Raw genomic sequence first — 17897 nt, forward strand, 5'->3', positions numbered from 1 at the left:
TGATGGACTGGCAAGGCTGGTTTACGCTGGGCCTCGCAGGTACAGCGCTGATGCTGATGAGTGTAGGGCGATTTGCGCCTCATCTGGTTATGATGGGCGTGCTGGTAGTCCTCAGTGCCAGTGGGATTGTGTCTGCGGAACAGGCTCTTTCAGGATTCAGCAATAGTGGGCTGATTACCGTTGTCGCCATGTTTGTGGTTGCGTCCGGCATTCACCATTCCGGTGGTGTCGACCTGCTGGTGCACCACCTTCTTCGCAATCCCAAGACCGTTCGGTCTGCCCAGGCACGGATTGCAATTCCGGTCTCTCTTCTGAGTGGCTTCCTCAACAATACTCCGGTCGTAGCCACCATGATTCCTGCGGTGCATGCCTGGTCCCGAAAAATCGGCATTTCGCCCTCGAAATTGATGATTCCACTGAGTTACTCCGCCATTCTGGGGGGCACTCTGACGCTGATCGGCACGAGTACAAACCTGGTTGTTAATGGTCAATATCAGCAATTGACCGGAGAGCAAGGCTTCTCGGTCTTCTCGATTACTGCGGTCGGATTGCCGGTTGCAATCGTCGGTGTGGCCGTGTTGTTGCTGGTAATGCCCAGAGTTCTTCCGGATCGCAAAGATCAGCAGAAATTCGGGTCCATGAGAGAATTTACCCTGGAAGTGGCCGTGTCGTTCGAGGGGCCATTGGTCGGGAAGACCGTGGGTGAGGCCGGGCTGCGAGAGTTGGAAAGGCTGTATCTTGTGGAGATTGAACGGGATGGCAGTGTAGTCACCGCGGTGCCCTCTGAAGAACGACTTCGGGGCGGCGACCGTCTCGTGTTTGCCGGTGATACCCAGGCCATTTCAGACCTGCTTCGGATCAATGGTATCGTCCCGTCGGTACACGAAGATGAACCGAGTCTGAGCAAAGACCGGGCCGAGCGGCGATTGGTGGAAGCCGCATTGTCGCCTCAATCTGATGTGCTAGGGCTGACGATTCGGGATGCTCGCTTCCGGGACCGGTACGGGGCTGTTGTCCTGGCGGTAGCCAGGGGAGGGGAGCGTGTCTCCGGGAATCTCGGGAATATTCGGCTTAAACCTGGTGATGTTCTGCTTCTGGAAGCCCGACCTGCGTTTGTCAGCCGCCAGCGTTACAACAAGGACTTTCTGCTGATCAATGATCTGGAAACCGAGACGCCTCGGCATGATCGGGCCTGGTTATCCTGGGGGATTCTGTTGCTAGTGGTCGGGCTTGCGGCCTGTGGCACCCTGAGCATGCTTAACGCGGCTTTGCTGGGTGCGGCGGGGATGATTGTGACCGGCTGCTGTTCGGTTGGTCAGGCCCAGAAATCGGTGGATGTACCGGTTATTCTTACCATTGCGGCCTCCTTCGCCATGGGGGCAGGCCTTGAGCAGACCGGCGCAGCAGGGTTTGTTGCTAAAGGCATTCTCGATTTCAGTCAGGGGAATGTGTTTTTGACCATCCTGCTGGTCTATCTTGTGGTGTCCGTGCTTACCGAGGTCATTACGAACAACGCTGCGGCTGTGCTGGTGATACCCATTGTGCTCTCAATGACGACCAGTATGGGGGTGGCGGCGGAGCCGTTTGTGATAGCTGTTATGATGGCAGCCTCGGCAAGCTTCGCGACGCCGCTCGGGTACCAGACCAACATGATGGTTTTCGGGCCAGGAGGTTATCGATTCAGTGACTTCGTGCGGGTGGGCCTGCCAATGAATGTATTTATCGGCGCAGTCACGGTCGTAACGATTGCCATGGTATACGGTATCAGCCCTGGCTTATGACAGGTGATCGGTAGAGTTCGGGTTGGCGAGAATGTCGCAGCAGAGAACCTGGAGGTTGCCGTTCTGATAATATCCCAGCGATAGCGTGACGCACATATAAGCTCCGGTAATGCAGAGGTAGGGGGCTGTTACGTGCAGGTTTTTGGGTTGAATCAGGGCCTGGCGAAGGTATTGTTGGCGATACCAGTCGGCGCTGCTGGTACTTTCCAGCGGCTTGAAACGCGGATCCATGCTGCGATTTCCGGCATCGGAGACCAGGGTGTCATCAATCTGAATACCTTTATCGTCGACCAGGTAGCAGCGGGAGACTGCGGGATGGTTCAGCAGTTCCAGGCAGGACTGTGGCATGCTCATGCCGCTGCAAAGCTTCGTGATCGCCCGATCAAAAAATTCACTGAAAAATTCCACCAGTTGCCGCGTCGGGTCCAGAGCTAGCTGGTTGCGTGCTTTGTATTCCTGCAACAGGCAGTCGAAATCGGCGGGCGCATGGGGCAGATGCTCCAGGTCGGTGCTCGGTTTCTGGAAATAGAAACCCTGAACGAAATCAACGCCAGCATCGATTGATATCATGGCCTGATCCCGGGTTTCCACGCCTTCCAGAAGTGCCAGGCAGCCGGATTGATGCAGAAGCGAGACGATACCGTTCAGGATTTGGCGTGCTTTGTGATCGTTCGTCGCCCGAGTCAGTAATTTTCGGTCGAGTTTCACGATATCCGGCGACAAGTTCCAGATCCGCTCAAAATTCGAGTGTCCGGCTCCGAAATCGTCAATTGCAGTAAGGCAACCCAGCTTCTTGTAGTAAGCGACAGTTTCCCGGAGTCGTTCTGCGTCGTCCGCCGGTTGCTCGACAATTTCCATGACAATGCGATGCGGAGGAAGCCCGGTTTCTGCGAGCAACTGTCCGAAAAACGAATCGGTCTGGCTTCCGTTGGTTACTACTTGCGGCGATACATTAAGGAAAAGCCAATTCAATTGATCCTGAACACAACTGTAATTGCGTATGTGCAGGTAACGGCAAAGCCGATCAAGGAGCAGATTCTCGGCTTTGGAGGTTGGTAGCTGGAAAAGGTGAAGCGGAATGACGGCAGAGTTGTCATTATCAAAGGCCCGGATCAGTGCTTCGTAACCAACGACACGTTTGTGCGAGATGCTGTAGATAGGTTGCAGTGCTGTTCGGAGCGTGAGTCCGCGAAAGCCAGCGGTCCATGAATCGCCTTCTCTGTTCAGCATAGGGGATAACAGTTCCACTTCCGGAGCCGTCAGCTTTTCAGGGAGGCGTTTCGACATAGGCGATTCTGATTGAATTAGCGAACGCATCAGCCGCCCTATTCTGGCTCCAGCACTGTCTTCCTAAAGTACAGGTAACGGGCGAAAAATCGAGAAGTTACTGATAGTTGGGAAGAAGACTGCCAAAAATTTGTGTCTATTGCCACTATTTCATGAAAAAACCGGGAACGGTTTCCAGCTTTCTTTGTCTTCAGGAGCAAGTGGCACAAACCGGCGATCCGGAAGGACCGCCAGTGCGTCAATTATTGCTCGGTACAACGACGCTTTCGTCGAATTCGATTTCCATGTCCTGTCCTCTCGGTCAATGAGGCCCCAGACGGGGCGTCCAAAATATAACCTCAGTCTATCGCTGGTATAAATTTGAACAATCCGTAAAACCCGTATGCGACCAAAGGTAAAGGTTTGAGAATGATCAGAATTTCTGATGTAACGTTGCAAAATTTTTAGATGTTTTTCAAAGATATAAGGATTTAAACTTCGGCCTAATGTCTTAACCAGGGAACGGGGAACTTCTCATCATGCAATTCAGGAACACCTCAGTCAGCTACGGTGTTGTGACTATCTCAATCCACTGGCTGGTTGCGCTGGCGGTGTTTGGTCTTTTTGGACTGGGCTATTGGATGGTGGGTCTGTCGTATTACGACGACTGGTATCGAAGGGCGCCGGAGATTCATCGTAGTGTGGGCATTCTGTTACTGATGCTTATGCTGTTGCGGGTTGTCTGGAGGGCGCTGAACGTTTCGCCGAAGCCTCTGGCTGGCCACAAGCGCTGGGAAGTTCGAAGCGCCCATCTGGTTCACCTGATGCTTTACGTGCTGATTTTTGTAGCCATGGTTAGCGGCTACCTGATATCGACGGCTGATGGCTCTTCAATCAGTGTATTTGATTGGTTCGAAGTGCCCTCAGTTACTGGCCAGATAAAAGGGATGGAGGACACCGCAGGCATGGTTCACTACTGGTCAACCTGGGCCGTTGTGGGACTGGCCTTTGTTCATGCGATGGGTGCCTTCAAACACCATCTGTTTGATCGCGACCGCACACTGCGACGCATGTTGGGGCGCTGATCTGCCTTCCGCTTTTTATCGTCATCTAGCACCCGGGAATCGGGTATCAATGAAATAAAGGGAGATAAAGATGAAAAAGGTTCTACTTGCAACTGCTGTGTCGATGGCGCTTGCCGGTGCAGCTCATGCCAACGAGCATGGCGGCACTTACGCGTTCGATACCAAAGGTGCCCACCAGTTTGTTACTTTCAAGATTTCTCATCTGGGTTATAGCTGGCTTTACGGCCGTTTCAACGATTTTGACGGTGAATTCGTTTATGACGCCGAGAACCCGGAAAACAGCAGCGTCACGGTGACAATCGACACGGCTAGCGTGGATTCAAATCATGCGGAGCGTGATAAGCATCTGCGCGGCGAAGACTTTCTGTATGTTGATGAGTTCCCGCAAGCAACCTTCAAGAGCAAGCGCGTAATCCTGGATGACGACGGTGAGGCTGACATCATCGGGGATCTCACTCTCCGTGGCGTCACGAAAGAAGTAACCCTCGAAGCCGAAATGCTGGGTTATGGAGAAGACCCCTGGGGAGGCTACCGCATGGGCTTTGAGGCGGAAACCGAGCTCCGCCTCAAAGATTTTGGTATTCCGATGGAACTCGGGAAAGCGTCCGAGACTGTTGAAATTGAAATTTCTGTCGAAGGTATTCGCCAGTAATAGGGTCTGGCTTCGTCTCTGGCAGTTTCCGGGGCCTAGACCCGGAATCTGCCAGTCTGGCTTTCCAACTCTCGTGCGTAACCCTCAAGGGATTCACTGATGCCGTTAATGTCCTGTGAGCGTTTTGCACTTTCCGTTGCCAGGTCGTTAATCTCGGTGATGCTGCGGTTTATCTCATCAACCACCTGAGTCTGTTCTTCCGTGGCCGAAGCAACGCTGGTGTTCACATCCGCGATAGTTGTCATGGCTTCGAGGATGGCTTTGAGTTCAGTCTCTGCATCGGTGGCCAGCGTTTCAGTTTCGGTTGCCTGTTTACTACCCGTCTCCATGACCTCGACAATGTCGGCGACGCCAGCCTGTAACGTAGTGATCATGGTTTGAATATCTTCGGTCGATTGCCCGGTTCGTTGCGCCAGAGTTCTGACTTCATCGGCGACAACCGCAAACCCCCGTCCTTGCTCACCGGCTCTTGCGGCCTCGATCGCTGCATTCAACGCCAGTAGATTGGTCTGTTCCGCGATGCCTCTGATCACGTCCAGAACGGAAGCGATGTTATCGGAATCGTCAGATAGTTTACGGATAACGTTTACTGCTTTTGAAATCTGGGCTGCCAGTCTGTGCACCTGCTCGGAAGAATTCCGGATAATGCGCGCACCGTTGGTGCCTTTTTCTTCGGCCTCCCGAGTGATCTCAGCGGCTCTTGACGCATTGCCAGCTACCTCTTCAATAGCGCTCTGCATCTCGTTGATCGCCGTCGCGACCATGGAGATGGAGTCGGTCTGTCGGGCAACGCCGTCGTTATTATCCTTGGCGGCCCGCGCAAGGTCGGTAGCCCCGGTACCAAGCTCCTGAGTGAGCTGCTGGATGGAGCTGATCATCGATTGCAGATTTTCAAGAACCAGATTAAAGCTGTTCGCGAGCTTGCCAAGGTCATCGTCCAGTTCAACGGGGATTCGCTGAGTCAGGTCACCTTCTCCCTGGGCGATGTTGTCCAGTTGATCTCTGAGCGCTTGGATTGAACCAATGATCATCTTCAGGAACGCCACGAACAGCACGATGCTGATCAGGATTGCCGCGGCCGTGATCAGCAGGATCGTGACTGAGCTGTTCTGGCCTTCCAGGGATGCCTCTCCAGCCCGGCTTTGAGCCTGAGCGTCAGCGTGAGCGCCAACCTCGTCAAAGTACTTTCTCAGACTGTCGAACAGGTCGCTGGTTTCACTGGCTGCGAGAGATTTTGCCTGTTCGGGATTGCCAGATTCTGCGAGCCTGAGAACCTGCTGGGCAGAGCTCAGCCAGCGCTCATACGCAGCATCGAATCCGCGGGTAACGTCGGACACGCCGGTTCCCTCAAGATTGCTGACCGCTTGGTTGAAACGGTCCCTGGCTTGAACGGCGTTCTCCTCAAAACTGGTCCGATGGCTTTCACCCTCTTCGTTATTGAGGAGCGCATCAACATAGGTCATTTGGGCGACCAGAGCCTGGTAGAGATCTCGATCACCGTTGAGAATTTCGCTGACTGACGGAAGATAGACATCGGCGATGTTATCGGTATCGGAGACAAGGTTGCGGACAGTGCTGACCGCGAAAAGACCGATAACCACCAGCGCAACCGCCGTGATAATGAAAGGTAGGGCAACTTTTGCCCGAAGTCCCAAGTGTTTACGAAAGTTCATACATCTCTGCCGCAGTGACCCATTAACTCATGAGTATAGCAGTGCGACAGGTTTTGTATCTTTGAAAATTAGAGAAATTGCTCCCGGGCAAAAAGCGGAGGGGCCAGGAGCAGATCGGATCACCGGGAGGAGTCCGCTGTCTCCCCCGGCGTATTACAGGATTTGCACAGATGTCGTTGGCGCCAGAACTGGCCGGCAAAGATGACCAGCCAGATCAGGAAACCCGCCCAAAGATAGGGCTCGGGGACATGGAAGCTGCCACTGATTGCAAACTCTACAAGAAGCATCAGTGCCACCGCCAGAACCGCATTTACCATGGCTGTCACCATGGCTTGCCCGCAGGCTTTGATGTTGGGTTTCATAGTGTTCCGCTTGTCAGAGAAGTAAAACGGTCTTCTATTCACGTCGGGGGAGAATACGGCCCACCTTACAGACTCTCCATGCGGGAATTCCGCTATTGGAATCAGACTGCTATGAGGCAGGGGGGGAGTTTTAGCCAATTAATCCGCAGGTTATTGGTGTATCGGCGTCGCGCTCCATATAATGGTTGCTCCTGTTAACCGGTGTTTCTTCCGGGCTCAGGGAGTAAACCACGGACATTCTTCAAATCAGGCAATACAGGCAATTAAAGAGGCATCCATGCCAGAGTTTCAGACAACGGATGAAGGCTTCGAGCGGGTTTCGCTCCGGGATTACACGGAAAAGGCTTATCTCGATTACTCCATGTACGTCATTCTTGACCGGGCACTTCCCAATGTCGGTGATGGCCTGAAACCGGTTCAGCGACGAATCGTCTATGCGATGTCCGAGTTGGGGTTGAAATCCACGTCCAAGTACAAGAAGTCCGCGCGCACCGTCGGTGACGTTCTTGGTAAATTCCATCCCCATGGCGACAGTGCCTGTTATGAAGCCATGGTCCTGATGGCTCAGCCTTTCTCTTACCGTTATCCACTGGTGGACGGACAGGGTAACTGGGGGTCGCCTGATGACCCGAAATCGTTTGCCGCTATGCGTTACACCGAATCCCGTCTGGCACCCTTTGCGGATGTCTTGTTGGGCGAATTGGGGCAGGGTACGGTGGACTGGCTTCCCAATTTCGATGGCACCATGGAAGAACCCTCGGTGCTGCCCGCCCGACTACCGCATGTACTGTTGAACGGCACGACGGGTATTGCTGTAGGTATGGCCACCGATATACCGCCGCACAACGTGCGGGAAGTCACTGCCGCCTGCATTCGGTTGCTGGACCAGCCCGAGGCGACGGTCGATGAACTCTGTGAGCACATCAAGGGACCGGATTTTCCAACTCGGGCCGAAATCATTACCCCTCGTAAAGACATCCGGCAGATGTATGAAACCGGCCGGGGATCGTTGCGTATGCGAGCCCGCTGGATTCGGGAGAGCGGTGAGATAGTGGTTACGGACCTTCCGCATCAGGTGTCCGGCAATCGGGTACTGGAGCAGATTGCCCATCAGATGCAAACCAAAAAGCTGCCCATGGTGGCTGATCTTCGTGACGAGTCCGATCATGAAAATCCGACCCGCCTGGTGATTGTGCCGCGGTCCAATCGGGTGGATCTTGATGGCCTGATGGCGCACCTGTTTGCCAGTACTGATCTCGAAAAAACCTATCGGGTGAACATCAATGTGATTGGCAATGATGGTCGCCCCGGCGTCAAGGGTTTGCAGCAGATCCTTACTGAATGGTTGACGTTTCGGCGCACCACCGTTATTCGCAGGCTTCAGTATCGCCTGGACAAGGTTCTGGCTCGCTTGCACATTCTGGAAGGCTTGCTCATCGCGTACCTCAATATAGATGAGGTGATCGAGATCATTCGAACGGAAGACAAACCCAAGGCCGAGTTAATGGCCCGCTTCGGGTTGTCTGCCGATCAGGCTGAAGCCATCCTCGAATTGAAATTGCGCCACCTGGCCAAGCTCGAGGAAATGAAGATTCGTGGTGAGCAGGATGAGCTGTCAGCCGAACGGGATGAGCTCCAATCCATTCTGGGCTCCGAGGATCGTCTGCGTGAGCTGATCAAGAATGAGCTGAAAGCGGATGCCGAAACCTTTGGCGATGATCGTCGCTCCCCCATTGTCGAGCGTGAAGAGGCCCGGGCATTCAGTGAGGTGGATCTGGTTTCGAACGACCCTGTTACCGTCGTGCTGTCGGAAAAAGGCTGGGTCCGCGCAGCGAAGGGGCATGATATCGAACCGGAAAGCCTGAGCTACAAAGCCGGTGATCGATTCTCCCTGGCGACACGAGGCCGCAATAATCAGCAGGCAATTTTCCTGGATTCCACCGGCCGGGCTTATTCGTTGATGGCCCACACCCTGCCCTCTGCCAGAGGGCAGGGTGAGCCGCTTACCGGGCGAATAAGCCCGCCCTCGGGTGCAGGTTTCTCTGGCCTGTTGATGGGGGACTTGTCCCGCAAGGCTCTGCTGGTAACTGACGGTGGGTATGGGTTCGTTACGTCACTCAATGACATGATCAGTAAGAACCGCAATGGAAAGGCGGTGGTCAGTGTACCCAAGGGTGCGAAGATCATGTCTCCGGTGGTCATACCGAACACCGAGAAAACCCTGTTTCTGGGGGCCATATCCAATGAAGGACGTATGTTGGTCTTTCCGCTGAGCGAATTGCCGGAACTGGCAAAAGGCAAGGGCAACAAGATCATTAGTATTCCTTCCGCCCGTGTCCAGAGCCGTGAAGAGTATGTGGTTGCAGTGGCTGTATTTGCCGAAGACGACCAACTGGAGATTCGTGCCGGGAAGCGCAAGATGGGACTGCAATTCAGCGACCTTGAACACTATCTTGGTGAGCGGGGTCGTCGCGGCCACAAGCTGCCCAGAGGGCTCCAGCGGGTTGATGGTATTGAGGTGATTCCTTCCGCCGCCCGGGCGCAGGAAGAGGCTGGCTCTGACAATGAGGATGCCGACAGTGAGTGAACTGGTTTTGATTAATGTCTCCGGTCGTGACAAACCGGGTTTGACGTCGGAGATAACCGGCATCATGGGGCGCTACGATGTACGGATCCTGGATATTGGCCAGGCTGTCATTCACGATCATCTCACCTGGGGTATCCTGATTGAAATTCCGGATGAATCCCAATCCTCCCCTGTCATTCGGGATCTGCTGTTCCGGCTCCATTCTTTGGATCTTCAGGTCCGGTTCGCGCCGATTAGCGAGGAGGAATACCAGTCATGGGCTGAGGCCCGCAATCGTGCCTGTTACATCGTGACGCTACTGTCCCGGGATATCAAAGCCGAACAGATTGCCCGGGTTTCCGCCATCACAGCGCGCCACGGACTGAATATCGATAACATATCGAGGCTATCCGCAAGGCCCTCACTCAACGCGGCGGACAACCGGATTGCCTGTGTCGAGTTTTCGGTCCGTGGGACGCCCTCGGATCTTGAACAACTGCGCGCGGACTTTCTGCATATCGCCGGCGAAATGAACGTGGATATTGCCTTTCAGGAGGACTCCATCTTTCGTCGCAACCGTCGCCTCGTGGTCTTCGATATGGATTCCACTCTTATCGAGGCCGAAGTGATCGACGAGCTGGCGGCGGAAGCCGGTGTCGGGGAGCAGGTGGCGGAGATTACTGAGCGGGCGATGCAAGGTGAGCTGGATTTCAGCCAGAGTTTTGCGGAACGTCTGTCGCTATTGAAAGGCCTGGATGAGACGGTGCTTGAGGGCATTGCTTCCCGGTTGAAAATGACGGAAGGGGCAGAACATCTGATTCGTAGCCTCCAGTCCTTGGGCTATCGAACGGCCATTTTGTCGGGTGGATTTACCTACTTTGCGCGCCATCTGCAGCGCAAACTGGGTATTGATTACATCTATGCCAATGAGCTTGAAATTGAAGATGGCAAGGTGACTGGCCGGGTGTCGGGGCAAATTGTCGACGGTAATCGGAAAGCAGAGTTGCTGCTGGAGATCGCTGAAAAAGAGCACATTTCGCGTGAGCAGGTTATTGCCGTAGGTGACGGGGCCAACGATCTTCCTATGCTTAGCCAGGCAGGGCTGGGGGTCGCGTTCAGGGCAAAGCCGCTGGTAAAGGAATCAGCTCGCCACGCAATTTCCACGCTCGGGTTGGATGCCATTCTCTACCTGATTGGTTTCCGGGAGAGCGAAACCAATCAGAGTATCGGACATGCCGACGTCTGAGCCGTTGAGGCTCAGTTTTCGCCGAAGTCGTAGTTCATTTCAGGGACCGGAGCCTGCAGGTAATAGCCCTGAATGTAGTTCACGCCAGCCTGCCACAGGGTGGCGAGAACTGCGGCGTTTTCCACCAGAGGAATGATCGTGAGCTTGCCGCTGGCCTGCAGGCTCTCGACCATTTCTTTGACCTGCTCCTTGGCCTCATCGCTCTTCTGTACCTCCTCAGTGAAGGAGCCATCGATTTTCACGTAGTCCGCATCAATGTGTTTCAGCGTATTGAAGGGATTCAGCGCGCAGCCAAACTGGGCAATAGATACCTTGCAGTGCAGTTCATGAACGGCATTGGTGAAGTCCTTTGCCTGCTTCATGTACTTGTTGGCATCGCCTTCACGAATCTGGAAGATCAGCGATTCGCCGGGCAGTCGTGCGGCCTTCAGGGCAACGCTCAGCCAGGGTGTGAAGGTTTTGTCCTGCAGGGTCTCGGCTGTCACGTTGAGGAACAGTCTCGTGTCATGGCCTCGTGAGCGATGACTGGACAGCTGTTTGATAGTCTGCAGAATAACCCAGCGGTCAATCTTGATCGCGGTGTCGCTCGGCCCCATTGGTGGCAGGAAGTCGTAGGGCGAGACTTCCTTATCGTCCTTGTCGAGCATGCGCACAAAGGCTTCGTAGTGCTCTTCACCTTCACCACGCAGGTTGATAATAGGCTGGAACAAGAGCTTGAAGCGGTTCTCGTCCAGAGCCTTCTGGATCGCTTCCACCGAATTGCTTTCATCGAGTGTTTCAAAATCCGCCGGGTTGTAGACGACCACGCCATTGCCCTGGGAATGGCCTTCGAGTTTGCGGACTTCCGAAGACGCATTGTGGGCCCGGGCCATTAACTCCTCGGCCTTCGGCGAATTCTCGGTAATCGCGGCGACACCAATGCTTACGGTCAGTTGAACCGTTCGGCCATTGATATCGAACAGATGATCTTCAACCGCCTTGCGGATGCGCTCTGCGTGCTCAGCCATGGTTGTTTCATCACAGGGCTGGGATAACAGACTGAAGGCATCATCGCTCAACCGGGCCAGAGCCAGCTCTTCTCCAGTCTGTTCCTCAAGGAGTTTGGCCAGGTCGCCAAGAAGCAGGTCTGCGCCGGAGATGCCGACCTGCCCTTTCATGCTCATGAAGTTATCAAGAGCGATGTAGGCCAGAGCCCCGGTTTCGTTCGTTTTGCCTGCGTTGGCAATGGACTGGGCCAGGGCGTCCATGAGGTATTGACGGTTGTAAAGGCCGGTAAGCAGATCCTGGCTGCTGATCTGACGCAGCTTTTCTTCCAGTTCTGCATCACTGTGCTCCGGTTGAAGCACAATTTGCGTGCATGTCTCGCCGTCATATGTGGCAGCCGAAACTGACATGGTAACGTTCAGTTCGTGGTCATCGCTGCGGCGTGCGGTGCAGTTCATGGTCATGCCGTCCTCGCCCTTTTCGCTGAAGGACTTCATGAACTCTTTGTACTTGGTCTGGCTTTCAGCGGTAAGCGTGTCGAGCACCGGAATGCAGATGAGATCGTCGATATCCTCGTAGCCGAGGAACTCCATATAGGACTGGTTGGCGTAGATGTGCATGCCATCGTTGATGTAGGCGATAGCGTCCTTGGAGCTTTCGAGGAGCAATTGGCAGCGCTGTTCCGCCTCCCGAAGATGGGACTCTAGAATACGTCGCCGCCGGCGTTCCTCCAGAGCCATCAGTTCGCGATTTACTGTCAGTACAAGCAGGTCGGTGTGCTCGAACAACACGGTGCCCTGGGCGCCGGCCTTCATGATGCTGACAGTACGCTCGCGGCTCTCCTCTTCCGTCAACAGGATAAACGGAATGTCCTTGTCCATCCTGCGAATCATGGACAGGGCGTCATCGGCCGAGAACTCCTGGTCCAGATCGCGGGCCAGCAGGAGATCCCAGTTTCCGGCTTTCAGCGTCTCTTCAAGATCTTCTTCTGAGGTGATTCTGTGGGCTCGGGTGGCCTTGCCGGAGTTCCGGAGCAGGCTGACCAGTGATTCGGCATCGTTTTGTGATGGGTCGAGAATCAGCAGGTGTACGGTCGCGTTCTTTTTCTGCATTCGAAGGGCGTCTCGTGATACACGGTTCATTCACTAACGCTGAATGATGCAGGGGATCTCAATCAATAACAACCCTCTGTAGTCGTCCGGTTTCTCAGTTTTGAGGCCTTAAAGCGATGGCCACAGCGAGTCAAACTCATCCTCGCTGGCTCCGGATGACGGCGACGGCGCTCCAGCATTCAGCGGTGTGGCATTTTGTAACTTGAGCTCGAACTGGCTGATACTGCCAGTAGATGAAACCTTTCGGGACAGCTGACCCTGATCTTCGCGGCCATCATGAAGCAGGGAAATGCGGCTGCCGGATTGGAATGGCAGACGAGGCGTAATCAGAGTGGCAGACTGGTTAACTACGCTGATTTCCGGCAACAGCAAGCCTCGCAGGTACTCGCTGCTATTGCCCACTTTCTGAATCAGGCGAACTCCACAGGGGGACGCACTGGGTGCCAGCAGCTCAATTCCCACCTGGGTGCCCTGATTCTTGATCTGACGGATCCAGCGCACGACGGCCAGGCTCCAGGGGTGGGTGCTTTGCTCGCGAACGCCCAGAACCTCGCCGGCCTGCAGCGAGGAAGGGACATTGCTCTCCCAGCCGACACAATAGCCGCCGGGACTGGTGTTGATCAGCAGGGATTGATGTGACCGTGGCCGATTTCTGTCAGTGGAAGGCGCTTGAGAGTTGCCGTAAAGGCCTTTGAAATTGATCGGCGTGTCGGCAGAGTGGAGCTTTTCGTCGTTGGGGCCTGTGTCGTAGGCACCCTGCCAGGCATCCTGCTTTGAGCGTGAAGACCGCACAAACAGATTCTCGTCGTCGTGGTGGCCGTCGTCGTTGCCATTCACGAATTCAGTGAAGGTTTTCTCGCCCGCAATGAAGTAGTGCGCGGCGGTCAGGCCGACGCAAATCTCGAGGGAACCCTGGCTCGCAATTCGGTTGAAGTTCCGTTTTGCGAGAATGCCCAACGCCTGACTTAGATGGGTGAGCAAGGTCTCGCTTACCTTTGCCGGCACCCTCAGCTCGTGCGGTGGTTCGCCGGCGGTGTGGCGGGCGTGGAGTGTGTCGGAGAGCATCGCCGAGAGCTTTCGGGTATCAAAACCAAAGCTTTCATCTCCGGGGCTCTGCTCAAGCAGACTGCGGTAAAGTGGCGGATTGTCTCGTTCCATATTAATCACGAACAGGCTGTCGTCACCGATATCTGGCCCACACTCGGTATTGTCTGTCCAGGATTCGAACAGTTCGTAAACGTGCAGAAGTTCAGCTTGGCGCAGTTGATTGGGCCGCGCGCAGCCGAGCAGGAGAATTCGCTTGTAGCTGTCGGCGACCGAACTGGTGTGGCGGTGCTGAAGAGCATCGTCTTCTATCTGAACCACGGCGAGCTTGTTGCGATGCGCAAACCGGAACAGGCGGTGGCACTCCAGCCAACTTTGAGCAGGACTCGGGCAATAGAGCTGATGTGACCTCAGGATGGTTGCCGATAGTTCGGAGATGGCCCGGTGTGCGGCGGTGGCAATCTGACGGCGATTTTTGTCCACCCCCCCGTTGTCGATGAACTCCAGAACGCAGAGTTTGTAGCCGCTGGCCAGATGCAACTGAAGAGCCTGGGCCAGGTTGGCGATTTTCCGCTGCTTCTCAGGAAGAGCTACGGCCAGGCCAAGATAATGTCGGGAGAGTTCGTTACACACGAAATGGATCTTTTCCCGAATAAGCTCCAGGAATTGCATGCGTTGCTGCGGCGCCAGAAAGAGATGATTCAGTTCGATAATGGCATGGTAGAGCTGCCGTGATACCTCGCCGATATTGGCCATTGGCAGTTGCCCTATCCAGGCCCGGAAGGCCTTGGGTGTTGTGTCACAGAAAGACAGGCTGGCTGTTTTCTGTTCGGGAACGCGGAGGTCAGGTTTCAGAGTCTTAGCTTCCATGAATGCATGCCAGTGTCTGGGCCACAGGTGGTATTGCGGGAGTTACCCTGATAGCGATTGCCGAGTGTAGTTGCCTGTCAGGAAAACGCCGTAAATACATATTTTTAACTTAAACGTTACTGGAGTTTAAGGTAGCAAACCAGACGCAAAAAGCGAGAAGATCATGAGTTGACAATTTTTGACAAGTGAATTCAGGTCGTTTTTTGGGATGCCTGTCACGGGAACAGGTTGATCGGCGTCTTGCATTCCTTGCCTGGCTCTTCTCTTACCAGCTTGGGTACCAAGAATCCTGGTAACCGGGTCAGTAATTCACGAACCAGATGCCGGGACTCCTCGTCCGGGACGTCGTAGTGGTGGGCACCCGCCACCGGATCAAATGCATGCAGGTAGTAGGGCAGAACGCCGGCATCAAAGAGCGTCTCACTCAGTTGCTCCAGCACTGACGGACAGTCATTGACGCCGCGGAGGATGACACTCTGGTTAAGCAGCGTTACGCCCGCTGCCCGCAGATGTCCCAGGGCCCGGCGTGTGGCGGTGTCTATTTCCGCCGGGTGGTTTACGTGCAGCACGATCACGACCTGAAGTGACGTCGCCGAAAGCCAGGTCAGGAGCTCGTCACAAACTCTTTGCGGGATAACCACAGGCAGGCGTGTGTGCAGGCGCAGCCTGCGTATGTGGGGTATGCCACTGATTGCCGTTACCCACTGAGCTAGCAATCGGTCATTGACCGCAAGCGGGTCACCGCCACTGAAAATGACTTCATTGATTTCCGGGCTTGCCGCAAGGGTGTTAATTACCCGCTTCCGATCGTCTGGACTCAGTCGTTGGTCCTCGTAGGGAAAATGTCTGCGAAAACAGTAACGGCAGTTGACTGCACACTGCCCGGTTACCATGAGCAGGGCCCGACTGCGGTACTTGCGAATAAGACCTGTGGTGGCGATGGCTGCTGATTCTTCCAGCGGGTCGCTGACAAACCCGGGTGCGTGATCGGTTTCGTCAGCCAGAGGGAGTACCTGCCGGAGCAGAGGGTCTGCAGGATTGCCCTTTTTCATGCGCGCAAGAAAAGGTTCAGGTACACGGATCGAAAACAGTTGGTGACCCTGCTGTGCGGCAGAAAGCCATGATTCGGCGGGCAGCTCCAGACGTCGAAGCAGCTCTTCCGGGCATGTCACAGACTCCGACAGCACTTGCTGCCAGCTGCGATGTTCATGGTCGGAAAGGTGGGCTTCTATACGGGCGGGGGTTCGCTGTATCATAACGCCCTTCGAATTCTAAACAGCATTTTGTCAGGTGGACATTTCATGGCTTCATATTCTACCAACGAATTTCGCGGCGGTCTCAAGGTTTTGCTTGATGGTGACCCCTGCATCATTCTTGAGAACGAGTTCGTCAAGCCCGGAAAGGGGCAGGCCTTCAATCGCGTCAAGCTGCGTAACCTCATGAGTAACCGGGTCTGGGAACGCACGTTCAAGTCCGGCGAAAGTCTGGAAGCCGCGGATGTTATTGATCTGGACATGGAGTACCTCTACACCGACGGTGAATTCTGGCATTTCATGCTGACAGATGGCTCTTTCGAGCAATACCCGGCGGATGCGAAGGCGGTTGGTGATGCCATGAAGTGGCTGAAAGAGCAGGATATCTACACCGTGACTCTTTATAACGGTTCGCCGCTGTCGGTGACGCCCCCCAACTTTGTTGAACTGGAAGTGGTTGATACTGACCCGGGAATGAAAGGGGACACGGCCCAGGGTGGTTCCAAACCTGCGACTCTCTCGACGGGCGCAGTGGTCAATGTGCCGCTGTTTATCACTATCGGCGAAGTGCTCAAGGTTGATACCCGCTCCGGTGAATACATGAACCGGGTCAAGAGCAGTTGATCGAGTCATGACTTGTCAACCTGTCTGGCAGCCCGCTGCCTCGCAGGCTGCCCTAAAGAGCCGTGCGCAACAGCTTGCTTTTGTGCGCGGCTTTTTTGCGAAAAAGGGGCTGCTGGAGGTCGAGACACCGATAATTGGCAGGTGTGGCGTCACCGACGTCCATCTTGATGGCATACATGCGCAGGTTGCTGTCGGCTCCCGGACCGGGGGGTGGCTTCAGACGTCCCCGGAATATCATATGAAGCGGCTGCTCGCGACGGGCTGTGGATCCATTTACCAGGTTTCACGGGTGTTCCGCGATGGGGAGCAGGGGCGTCGCCACAATCCTGAATTCTCCATGCTGGAATGGTATCGGGTTGATTATGATGATGTGATGCTCATGGAGGAGGTCTCGGATCTGGTCTGTGGCTGGCTGGAGTGCCAGCGGCCCAGCATCATCCAGTATCGTGACGCATTGGTGTATTGGGCAGGTATTGATCCATTTTCGGCAACCGATCGCGAACTGGCGCAACGCTGCGAGAAGTGGCTGGAGCCAGAGCAATTGGCGAGCCTTGGCCGGGATGGTTGTCTGGATCTGCTAATGAGCTTTGTTGTTGAGCCAAATCTTGGGCGGGATCGGCCCGTGTTCATAACCGGCTACCCGGCGTCACAGGCTTCACTTGCAAAGACGTCGCAGTTGGATGGTTATGAAGTGGCTCATCGCTTTGAGCTTTATGTTGATGGTCTGGAACTCTGTAACGGCTATTGGGAACTGACCGATCCGGCGGAGCAAAGGTTGCGATTTGAAGCCGACAACGCACAACGCAGGCGCTCAGGGAAGCCTGAAATGGAGCTCGATGAGGCCTTTCTCGCTGCGCTTGAGCGAGGATTGCCCGAGTGCTCAGGTGTAGCACTCGGACTGGATCGTTTGCTTATGCTAAAGCTCGGGGTTGAGAACATTGACGAAGTTCTGGCGTTTCCGTTCGAACGATCGTGATCAGGCCAGAGCGCCAAATGCCTCGCCCATGCGAACGACTTTGCCCGCCACCTGGTCGCTGTTCCAGCTAACGGCGCCTTTGGGCAGAACCATGATGACGGTGGAGCCAAGGCGGAATCGGCCCATTTCCTCGCCCTTTGCGAACGCTATGGCCTGCTCGCCTTCATAGCTGGTGGAGGTAACCTGTTTGCTGCCGGGCACAACAACGCCGGCCCATCGGGTTTCCACGCTGCCAACGATCATGGCGCCGACCAGCACCAGGGCCATGGGGCCGGATTCGGTGTCGAAGATGCAAACAACCCGTTCATTTCGGGCGAACAGGTTCGGAACATTTTCGGCCGTTACCGGATTGACCGAAAACAGTTTGCCGGGTACATGGATCATCTGCCTCAGGGTGCCGGCC

General features: G+C 54.9%; 14 protein-coding genes. 7 read left to right on the forward strand and 7 right to left on the reverse strand.

The features are described from left to right. Positions 1 to 2: 2 nt before the first annotated feature. Positions 3 to 1781 (forward strand): SLC13 family permease, encoded by a 1779-nt coding sequence (locus KO499_RS08975; RefSeq protein WP_215983352.1) that lies wholly within the window; start codon positions 3 to 5, stop codon positions 1779 to 1781. On the opposite strand, the gene KO499_RS08980 is transcribed toward KO499_RS08975, so the two are convergent. After that, positions 1776 to 3068, reverse strand: a complete 1293-nt coding sequence (locus KO499_RS08980) for an EAL domain-containing protein (protein ID WP_228339792.1) — start codon at positions 3066 to 3068, stop codon at positions 1776 to 1778. The two genes, KO499_RS08975 and KO499_RS08980, sit on opposite strands and share 6 nt — an antisense overlap. A gap of 518 nt (positions 3069 to 3586) precedes the next feature. On the opposite strand from KO499_RS08980, the gene KO499_RS08985 reads away from it, so the two are divergent. Together KO499_RS08985 and KO499_RS08990 are read left to right on the forward strand one after the other, a co-directional pair. Continuing rightward, complete coding sequence (locus KO499_RS08985) at positions 3587 to 4132, forward strand: cytochrome b (RefSeq protein ID WP_215983353.1); 546 nt, start codon at positions 3587 to 3589, stop codon at positions 4130 to 4132. A 70-nt stretch (positions 4133 to 4202) separates the two neighbouring features. After that, positions 4203 to 4784, forward strand: a complete 582-nt coding sequence (locus KO499_RS08990; RefSeq protein ID WP_215983354.1) for a YceI family protein — start codon at positions 4203 to 4205, stop codon at positions 4782 to 4784. 35 nt (positions 4785 to 4819) lie between these two features. Here the strand turns inward: KO499_RS08990 and KO499_RS08995 are convergent, their stop codons facing one another. Both KO499_RS08995 and KO499_RS09000 read right to left on the reverse strand, forming a co-directional pair. Continuing rightward, on the reverse strand, positions 4820 to 6457 hold the full coding sequence (locus KO499_RS08995; protein ID WP_215983355.1) for a methyl-accepting chemotaxis protein: 1638 nt from the start codon (positions 6455 to 6457) through the stop codon (positions 4820 to 4822). A gap of 119 nt (positions 6458 to 6576) precedes the next feature. Beyond that, positions 6577 to 6819, reverse strand: a complete 243-nt coding sequence (locus KO499_RS09000) for a hypothetical protein (RefSeq protein ID WP_215983356.1) — start codon at positions 6817 to 6819, stop codon at positions 6577 to 6579. Between the two features lie 277 nt (positions 6820 to 7096). Between KO499_RS09000 and parC the strand changes: the two genes are divergently transcribed. Further along, positions 7097 to 9406, forward strand: coding sequence for a DNA topoisomerase IV subunit A (parC, locus tag KO499_RS09005; RefSeq protein ID WP_215983357.1), 2310 nt, complete (start codon positions 7097 to 7099; stop codon positions 9404 to 9406). Then, on the forward strand, positions 9399 to 10631 hold the full coding sequence (gene serB / locus KO499_RS09010) for a phosphoserine phosphatase SerB (protein ID WP_323133330.1): 1233 nt from the start codon (positions 9399 to 9401) through the stop codon (positions 10629 to 10631). The genes parC and serB overlap by 8 nt, the downstream gene beginning before the upstream one ends. Positions 10632 to 10642: 11 nt before the next feature. On the opposite strand, the gene KO499_RS09015 is transcribed toward serB, so the two are convergent. The 3 genes from KO499_RS09015 to epmB all read right to left on the reverse strand — a co-directional run bounded on the left by KO499_RS09015 (position 10643) and on the right by epmB (position 15897). Next, positions 10643 to 12727, reverse strand: a complete 2085-nt coding sequence (locus KO499_RS09015) for an EAL domain-containing protein (RefSeq protein ID WP_215983358.1) — start codon at positions 12725 to 12727, stop codon at positions 10643 to 10645. 108 nt (positions 12728 to 12835) lie between these two features. Continuing rightward, positions 12836 to 14641 carry a GTPase gene (locus tag KO499_RS09020; protein ID WP_215983359.1) on the reverse strand — a complete coding sequence of 602 codons (1806 nt, stop codon included), beginning with the start codon at positions 14639 to 14641 and terminating at the stop codon, positions 12836 to 12838. A gap of 215 nt (positions 14642 to 14856) precedes the next feature. Then, on the reverse strand, positions 14857 to 15897 hold the full coding sequence (epmB, locus tag KO499_RS09025) for an EF-P beta-lysylation protein EpmB (RefSeq protein WP_215983360.1): 1041 nt from the start codon (positions 15895 to 15897) through the stop codon (positions 14857 to 14859). A gap of 45 nt (positions 15898 to 15942) precedes the next feature. On the opposite strand from epmB, the gene efp reads away from it, so the two are divergent. Continuing rightward, positions 15943 to 16518: an elongation factor P gene (gene efp, locus KO499_RS09030; protein WP_215983361.1), complete on the forward strand. Its 576-nt coding sequence runs from the start codon at positions 15943 to 15945 to the stop codon at positions 16516 to 16518. Positions 16519 to 16525: 7 nt separating this feature from the next. Beyond that, complete coding sequence (epmA, locus tag KO499_RS09035) at positions 16526 to 17494, forward strand: EF-P lysine aminoacylase EpmA (RefSeq protein WP_215983362.1); 969 nt, start codon at positions 16526 to 16528, stop codon at positions 17492 to 17494. Here epmA and asd read toward each other — a convergent pair. Continuing rightward, positions 17495 to 17897: archaetidylserine decarboxylase (gene asd / locus KO499_RS09040; RefSeq protein WP_215983363.1), on the reverse strand; the 403-nt coding region annotated here is incomplete at its 5' end.

Origin of the sequence: Marinobacter sp. F3R08 (assembly GCF_018860425.1) — a bacterium.
Classification (GTDB): domain Bacteria; phylum Pseudomonadota; class Gammaproteobacteria; order Pseudomonadales; family Oleiphilaceae; genus Marinobacter.